We start from the raw sequence: 566 nt of genomic DNA, 5'->3' as shown, positions 1-566 counted from the left end.
GCTTTCGGCGGAAACTGCTCCAAAGGGAGAACTCGTTGGAAAAGTCTTCAGCATTCATCTGGGCGCAGTAGGGGCGCAGCCGTGCAATGACCCCCGAGACCTCAGAAAAGAGGGCTTGCTTCTGATCAAATGACTGGAAGATCGAAGTCTTCCCGAGCCACTGTTCGGCTTCAGGCCATTGATGGATCGTGGTCTCCGAAGCCGCTGCTTTTGGCAGAAGGGCCCAGCGACGGTTCTTTTCACTGTACCGGGCCTTACCGCGCTCGACAGTGATGCGATGCACCCACGGGTGAGGCTCAAGCCGATCGTCCATTTCATTCGGTTTGGGTTGCGCGTAGACCACCAACTTTGCGCCGCCCGACAGCACGAGACGCAGGGGCAAGTAGCCAAGGGTGGACACGAACGCGGCCACGTCATCGGTCTGGCGCTTGCCTTCACCGGCAAGCATATACATTTGGTTGAGCAGCGATTTCCAGGCGGTGGACATGCCGCTGCCTTCGTAGCTTGGCAGAGCCTGCCCGCGATTGGCTGCGCGCCACGCTATAGCGGCTTGTTGGACGATCGCG

At 59.2% G+C, this 566-nt stretch carries 1 protein-coding gene; it reads right to left on the bottom strand.

What is annotated here, in order from left to right; genetic code table 11:
* The coding region (locus tag ACR6JA_RS22685; protein WP_494599716.1) for a hypothetical protein at positions 1 to 487 on the bottom strand (487 nt) is incomplete at its 3' end.
* Positions 488 to 566: the final 79 nt, after the last annotated feature.

This window comes from Cedecea sp. B1(4), from assembly GCF_059414925.1.
Note: the sequence above shows the minus strand (reverse complement) of the source record. Positions and strands in the feature narration are given on the sequence as shown.